Origin of the sequence: Stenotrophomonas sp. 3diitr2024, assembly GCF_042136455.1 — a bacterium.
Lineage (GTDB): Bacteria > Pseudomonadota > Gammaproteobacteria > Xanthomonadales > Xanthomonadaceae > Stenotrophomonas > Stenotrophomonas sepilia.
Genome location: NZ_JBHHMJ010000114.1, coordinates 1 through 596, shown reverse-complemented (window position 1 = coordinate 596; position 596 = coordinate 1). Strand labels below are relative to the sequence as shown.

The 596-nt window shown below is 63.6% G+C and carries 1 protein-coding gene; it reads left to right on the top strand.

All coding sequences use genetic code 11. The features are described from left to right. The first annotated feature begins 95 nt into the window (after nucleotides 1-95). Nucleotides 96-563, top strand: coding sequence for an SET domain-containing protein (locus ABGA94_RS02875; protein WP_005415601.1), 468 nt, complete (start codon nucleotides 96-98; stop codon nucleotides 561-563). Nucleotides 564-596 lie beyond the last annotated feature (33 nt).

Sequence of the window (596 nt, the reverse complement as noted above, 5' to 3'; positions counted from 1 at the left end):
GCCGGGGGCGCCATGCTGCGCCAACCGGGTGATTTTCGCAATCACCCGGAATGGGCGAGAATCCCTGTTCCATCCGCTGCAAACAGCCCGTGCCGATGCCGAAGAAGATCCAAGCCCGCAAGTCCGCCATCCATGGCAACGGCGTGTTCGCCGTCGCCCCGATCAAGCTGGGCGAGCGCGTGATCCAGTACAAGGGCCTGCTGCGCAGCCATGGCGACGTTGATGCCGATGACAGCGGCGACGTCGAAAGCGGCCATACCTTCCTGTTCACCCTCAATGACGACTGGGTGATCGATGCCAACTACAAGGGCAACGATGCGCGCTGGATCAACCACAGCTGCGACCCGAACTGCGAGGCGGTGATCGAGGAGGATGAGGATGGCGACAGCCGTGGCGACAAGGTGTTCATCGAGGCGCTGCGCGATATCAAGGCTGGCGAAGAGCTGACCTACAACTACGGCATCACGCTGGCCGAGCGCCACACCGCCAAGCTGAAGAAGATCTGGGAATGCCGCTGCGGCTCGCCCAAGTGCACCGGCACCATGCTGCAGCCCAAGCGCTGATCCTTCCGGTAGTGCCGGCCGCTGGCCGGCACG

Coding starts and splice junctions, on each gene's coding strand:
- ABGA94_RS02875 (WP_005415601.1), top strand. CDS start 96: ATGCCGAAGAAGATCCAAGCCCGCAAGTCCGCCATCCATGGCAACGGC.